The sequence below is a fragment of the Flaviaesturariibacter aridisoli genome (assembly GCF_004343705.1).
GTDB lineage: Bacteria > Bacteroidota > Bacteroidia > Chitinophagales > Chitinophagaceae > Flavisolibacter > Flavisolibacter aridisoli.
The window spans coordinates 1-5442 of record NZ_SKFH01000062.1; the positions used below are offsets into that span (position 1 = coordinate 1).

Genomic DNA, 5442 nt, shown 5'->3' on the forward strand with positions numbered 1-5442 from the left:
CGGGTAACGACCCTTACCCCGGATGAGTGGCTGCACGAGCTGGTACAGGCCGAGTGGGACGAGCGGCAGAACCGCTCCATCGACCAGCGCATCCGACTCGCCCGCTTCCGCTACCGCGCCTCCCTGGAAGAACTGCACTACGGCGAGGGCCGTGGGCTGGACCGGTTACAAGTGGAACGGCTGGCGGCCTGCACCTTTATCGACAAGGCAGAACCTGTAGTGATTACCGGATCCACGGGTTCGGGCAAGTCCTACCTGGCTTCCGCCCTGGGCTACCATGCCTGCGCCTGTGGCTACAAGGTGATCTACCACCACATGCCCAAGCTCTTGTCGCGCCTGAAAATGAGTAAAGCCGACGGATCATACCTCAAGGAAGTAGCCCGCATCGAGCGGCAGCAGCTACTGATCCTGGACGACTTTGGCCTGCAGCCCCTCGATGCTCAAGGGCGCAACGCACTGATGGAGCTGGTAGAAGACCGCCATGGTAAGAGCTCGCTGATCATCACCTCGCAGGTACCTGTGTCGGGCTGGCACGACATCATCGGCGAACATACCGTGGCCGACGCCATCCTGGACCGCATCGTCCATGCCGCTCACCGCGTGGAACTTAAAGGAGAGTCCATGCGCAAACGAAGGACAGCCACCACTAGTTGAGAGAACCCGTAAATTTGATGAAGAAGGGAGCCTAAAAACAGCCCCGAATAAACCACATTACCTAACCGCCAAAAGATGCCTGCTCAAATTAGTTGCGCCAGTAATATGTGCCGAATCTCCGCCACGATATCAGGTGGTCAATTTGCTCCGGCGTAGGGTGGTCAGTTTGAACGGCGCATGCACTGATGCGAAGAAATTGGAGGACTGGATAGAAAGGGGGGAGATACCATTTCTGGAGCTGAAAAAGCATCTAAAAATGGGTAATCTCCGCTTGCGTTCTATTGAGAGTCTTTACAGCCCTGCGCCACAGGTTAATACCGCTTCGCTTGCAGGAATTATTACAAACTATAACACATTAAAAGAAGAAATAACTGCAATCAACACCACTAACAACGGCACCGAGATTCACCTGAATCCAGCTGAAACAACCAAATTCTTCGAAGCACTAGATCGAGTTAAGCGTGATCTAATAAACATTTTGATCAGTTCTTAGGGGATATTCCAAGGCAGCTAAAAGTGTTTAAACTCATTTTTTTAGAGCCAGCGCAGTATAGCTCCTTGCCGCCCGCTCGTATAACACGGCAAGAAAGATCCTAACGATGATGATAACTGCAACAAGGTTGTCTAGATCATACTTTTTTCGTTACGCTGGCGCTAAGCCAGCACGATATTCATTTGCTTGCTGTCGCAGTTTACGCCGTCCGTAGGCAGTGCCAGGGTTATATGGTTTGCGCTTCGCCATAACTATTAGTTTGGGTTTTCAGGTTGGATCAGAATGTGAACTTTAAGGCTAAGGCCGTCGTTCAAAATAATCCCGAAGTAGAACGCTTGCTTGTACATTCCAAACAAAATTTTACGCTTCATTCTCAACAACTTATAGTTCTTGTACATCAATGATGATTAGCCCATCAGCACTGAAAGCTTTTTTGGTTCGAACAAATAATTACTGTACGAAAAGTGCGCAGAACTGAATTCGAACCTACCGAAATCCTCTAAATACTCTAACCATTTTCATTCAACTTCAACGTTTTCAATTTTGTGAATTCGCGTTGTTTAAAGTACCTCTAAGTAAGGATCATCATAGTCGTTATCATCCGAAGGGAGTTTCTTGTCGTCTTTGGGTTTTGCTCGCTTTTCGAGATAGAGCCACACGCCAGCTCCAATTAGGAGCCCACCCAGCAGAAGTATCGGGATCAAGTATTTGTTCTTCGAAGGTGTTTTAAGGTCTTTTACAGGAGTTGCCGCTAATTCAGGAATGGCTGCCTTCGGGAAAACGGCTGGCGCTTTGACAGACGTACCGGGGCTTTTCGGAACATTCAGCTCAATATTCGGCATCACATCAGACGGGGTAATCTCCCAGTTAGTGAGTTTGGCTAACTCCTCGAGGGTAAAGGGTACGGTTTTCGGATTAATCATACGTAGGGGTTTGGGTTCTATAGTGAATGGTAAATTCGTTTTTGCCTTTTACTGTTTGCTCCAAGCCAAAGCGGTAAAACCAAACGACCGGCAGACCGGTTTCCAGGTTTTTCTCTAAGGTGCCGCAACGGCTATCAAGGCCCAGTGCCTGCAGCACCTCTTTGGTGATTACCTGAGGGAAAGTGTCTTGCCGGAGGAAGAGTGCCTCCAGGATCTGATCGCAGCGGCGCCGTACCGGGTCGCTGTTATAACGGACTTGGTTTTCGAGGTGCCGTTTGTCATTATGGAAGTTTGAACGGCACTGGCTAACACAATACTTCATGCGCCGGTCATGCGGTTCAAAGGAGGAAGAACATTTAGGGTTAGCGCACTTTTGGGGCGGGTGTAATCGTTTTGAGGCCATCTAAAAATATTTTCACTCTAAGTTAAATAATAAATCTAGATTTGGACTCTAACTAGGTTTTTTATGCCAAAAGTTTCCGATAATGACCTCGCAAGTATTACCGATTTTAAGGACTTTCTCTATCAGAAGATTGTTCCCTTAGAGGACTTATTTGACTACAAAGGGGAGCCGTTAGAAAAGATCCTCCCTTTCTGGCGCAAGATGAAGTTGATTCCATTTATCCCTAAAGGGAAAAAAGCACAAATAAGTTTCGCTAATCTGATCTGGCTTCACCTCTTAGACCTGCTTCGTCAGTTCAATGTGCCAATCGAGAACATGGAAAAAGTAACGGAATACTTTTTCAAAGATGCCTATGACGCGAGTCTTCCGGAAAAAAGGTTAAAGGCCAACTTGGAATATTACCGCAAAAAGGAGGTGGCAGGCACGCTCGATTTTGATGAAATTCAGAACCTCCGGTACATAGAAGAATTTCTTCAGGATGAGGCAAAGCTGCAAGTACTGAAGCTAGATATAAATTACCTGACTGAAATGATCGTCAATTGCCTTGACAGCCGGATGGACAGAGGCATTCTCATTTTTCTGGACGGTCGGGTAGGAGAGTTTGATGGGGACGAATACAACTCCCACCGCGACGGAGTGATTATTGATCCTACAGAACCCCACATCTATATATCGGTCATTCATCTGTTGCGGTTTTTTGTAAAAGACGCCCAGCTATCCGAGGTCGTAGTACCGCAATTGCTTAACGAAGATGAGCGTATAGTTCTGAGGGAATTAAGGTCAAAAAACCTTCAAACCCTTACAATTACCCTTAAAGACGAGGATCCACATAAAGTTGGTGGACGCATCGTGCGCTTCGATGCCACTCATGGAGGACGCCTGAGTGAAGCAGAAGCCCAGCAGATCAAAGACATCTTGGGTCTTCAGAATTACGAAGGCATTGAACTTACGACCCAAAACCACAAAGACATCAAATTCAAAAGAACCCGAAAACGATTTATAAAGGATTCCGATTGACCCGGTTCCTATGGTTGCACCTCTTGCCCGCCTTCCGGTTGCCCCGGCCCGGGTAGTAAGCAGGTGAAAAATGTATCAAAAAACAAAAAACTATGTAGCGACAACAAAAGTTGGCCGATTAACAACAAAAGAAGGACAGGAGAATCAACCGCCATTTCAATTGGAGCAGCACAGAAATCCGCTGCCGGTTGACCTGAAAACCTGTACCCGAATTTTGAACAAGGGCAGCGAACAAGCGCTCAGTGAAAGCGAAGTGGAGCAAATTGCCAACTTCCTTTGGGCATTGGCACAAATCAGCTGCGACATTTATCTGGACGAGAAAAACAAGTAAACGCATGAAACGAGTGATTCTGGCAACCCGCGTAAGCTCGGATGAACAAGCCAAAGGTTACAGCCTTCAAAATCAGGAGGAAGCTCTACGTGCCTTCTGCAGTAAAGAGGGACACCAGATTGTTCAAACCTACCGCGAGGACCACTCCGCCAAAAACTTCAATCGCCCGGAGTTCAAAAAGTTGCTCCAGTTTATCCGGGCAAACAAGGGCAAGGTAGACCTGCTGCTGGTGACCACCTGGTGCCGGTTCTCCCGGAACCTTACCGAGTCCTTCAAGATGATCGAACGATTAAGGGGCTATGGCGTAGAGGTGCAGGCCATCGAACAGCCCTTGGACCTTTCCATTCCGGAAAACCAGATGATCCTGGCGGTTTACCTGTCCCTGCCTGATATAGACAACCGGCGGCGATCGATCAAGATCACTACCGGGGTGCGTTCGGCCAAAAAGGAAGGCCGCTGGCTCGGGCAGCCTCCATTTGGTTATAAGCGAACCTGGGACGAAAAAGGCAAGCCGAAGATCGAGCCCGGTCCGCAAGCCGATCTGGTAAAGAAAGCCTTTGCCTTTATTGCTCAGGGGAAAACGCAGGCCGAGGTCCGGGAGTTGCTCAAAAAGAGTGGCAAGTACTTTTCGCGTTCGACATTTTCGGAGCTGATCCGCAACAGGGTATATATAGGTGAGGTCCGCGTAAAAGAAGAGGACGGAAGCTCTTACTGGGTAAAAGGATTACACGACGGGCTGGTGAGCGCTGATACTTTTTCACGGGTACAGGCCAGCCTCGAGGGACGCCTGCACAAGTTGGGCTTTGTAAAAGCTAAATCTGCCCGGCCCGACTTTCCCCTTCGCGGAGCAATTCTCTGCGGCAATTGCCAGAATCCGCTTACCGGAAGCGCTTCCAAAGGCAGGAACGGCTACCACGCTTATTACCATTGTAACCATTGCCATGAGGTGCGCCTGCGCGCAGCCCAAGTGCATGATCATGTGGAAGCGATTTTTGGAGAGATGAAGTTGTCGAAGAACGCAACTGCCCTTTACAAATTGATGCTGTCACATCTGCTCAAAAAGCAGGAAGTTGAAAAAGTGCGCCCCAAGGAAAAGATCGAGGAGGATCTGCGCAGAAATGAAGAGCGCTCCCGCAATATTGAAGACGACTATGTGGACCGAAAAATAGACACCGAGACCTTCAACCGGATGCAACTTCGATTCAAAGCCGAACGGGAAAAGCTACAGGCAGAACTAGCCGCTCAAACAAAAGCTGAAAGCCCTTATCAGGAGCTACTAAAGAAGGGGCTGGCACTCGTAGGAAACCTCCCGGCGCTTTACGGCAAAGCTGACATCCAGCAGAAAAAAGACATCCTCGGTTCGATTTTTCCGGAAAAGCTTCTTTTTTCGAAAAACGAATGTCGAACCGCCCGCATCAACGAAGTCCTTCGGCTAATACTAGCCATGGACGCGGGTTTCGGGCATAAAAAAACCGGACAGACCTTCAAAAATTTGAGTCTGTCCGGTGATGTGGAGGATACCGGAGTCGAACCGGTGACCTTCCCGCCCGCAGGCGGGACGCGCTAGCCAACCTACCTTCAGGTAGGGGCATAAAAAAACCCCGCATTTCTGCGAGGCTTC

7 protein-coding genes are annotated in these 5442 nt (G+C 48.8%); 5 read left to right on the plus strand and 2 right to left on the minus strand.

Annotated features, from left to right (window positions below; genetic code table 11):
- Positions 1 to 654, plus strand: a 654-nt coding sequence (gene istB, locus E0486_RS18150; RefSeq protein ID WP_131853905.1) for an IS21-like element helper ATPase IstB, incomplete at its 5' end; no start/stop codon positions are given.
- A 256-nt stretch (positions 655 to 910) separates the two neighbouring features.
- Positions 911 to 1147, plus strand: coding sequence for a hypothetical protein (locus E0486_RS18155; RefSeq protein ID WP_131854420.1), 237 nt, complete (start codon positions 911 to 913; stop codon positions 1145 to 1147).
- 560 nt (positions 1148 to 1707) lie between these two features.
- Here the strand turns inward: E0486_RS18155 and E0486_RS18160 are convergent.
- On the minus strand, positions 1708 to 2070 hold the full coding sequence (locus E0486_RS18160; protein WP_131854422.1) for a hypothetical protein: 363 nt from the start codon (positions 2068 to 2070) through the stop codon (positions 1708 to 1710).
- Entirely contained in the window at positions 2063 to 2392 is a 330-nt protein-coding gene (locus tag E0486_RS18165) for a hypothetical protein (RefSeq protein ID WP_131854425.1), read from the minus strand. Before E0486_RS18165 ends, E0486_RS18160 begins: the two co-directional genes overlap by 8 nt.
- Before the next feature lie 144 nt (positions 2393 to 2536).
- On the opposite strand from E0486_RS18165, the gene E0486_RS18170 reads away from it, so the two are divergent.
- The 3 genes from E0486_RS18170 to E0486_RS18180 all read left to right on the plus strand — a co-directional run bounded on the left by E0486_RS18170 (position 2537) and on the right by E0486_RS18180 (position 5388).
- Positions 2537 to 3490: a hypothetical protein gene (locus E0486_RS18170; protein WP_131854427.1), complete on the plus strand. Its 954-nt coding sequence runs from the start codon at positions 2537 to 2539 to the stop codon at positions 3488 to 3490.
- A 70-nt stretch (positions 3491 to 3560) separates the two neighbouring features.
- A complete protein-coding gene (locus tag E0486_RS18175; protein ID WP_131854429.1) occupies positions 3561 to 3821 on the plus strand; it encodes a hypothetical protein in 261 nt (86 codons plus the stop codon).
- Positions 3822 to 3825: 4 nt separating this feature from the next.
- Complete coding sequence (locus tag E0486_RS18180) at positions 3826 to 5388, plus strand: recombinase family protein (RefSeq protein ID WP_131854431.1); 1563 nt, start codon at positions 3826 to 3828, stop codon at positions 5386 to 5388.
- Positions 5389 to 5442 lie beyond the last annotated feature (54 nt).

What these genes read in the sequence shown, in the direction of transcription:
- E0486_RS18180 (WP_131854431.1), top strand. Translation starts at nt 3,826, where the DNA reads ATGAAACGAGTGATTCTGGCAACCCGCGTAAGCTCGGATGAACAAGCC.
- E0486_RS18160 (WP_131854422.1), bottom strand. Translation starts at nt 2,070, where the DNA reads ATGATTAATCCGAAAACCGTACCCTTTACCCTCGAGGAGTTAGCCAAA.
- E0486_RS18165 (WP_131854425.1), bottom strand. Translation starts at nt 2,392, where the DNA reads ATGAAGTATTGTGTTAGCCAGTGCCGTTCAAACTTCCATAATGACAAA.
- E0486_RS18175 (WP_131854429.1), top strand. Translation starts at nt 3,561, where the DNA reads ATGTATCAAAAAACAAAAAACTATGTAGCGACAACAAAAGTTGGCCGA.
- E0486_RS18170 (WP_131854427.1), top strand. Translation starts at nt 2,537, where the DNA reads ATGCCAAAAGTTTCCGATAATGACCTCGCAAGTATTACCGATTTTAAG.
- E0486_RS18155 (WP_131854420.1), top strand. Translation starts at nt 911, where the DNA reads ATGGGTAATCTCCGCTTGCGTTCTATTGAGAGTCTTTACAGCCCTGCG.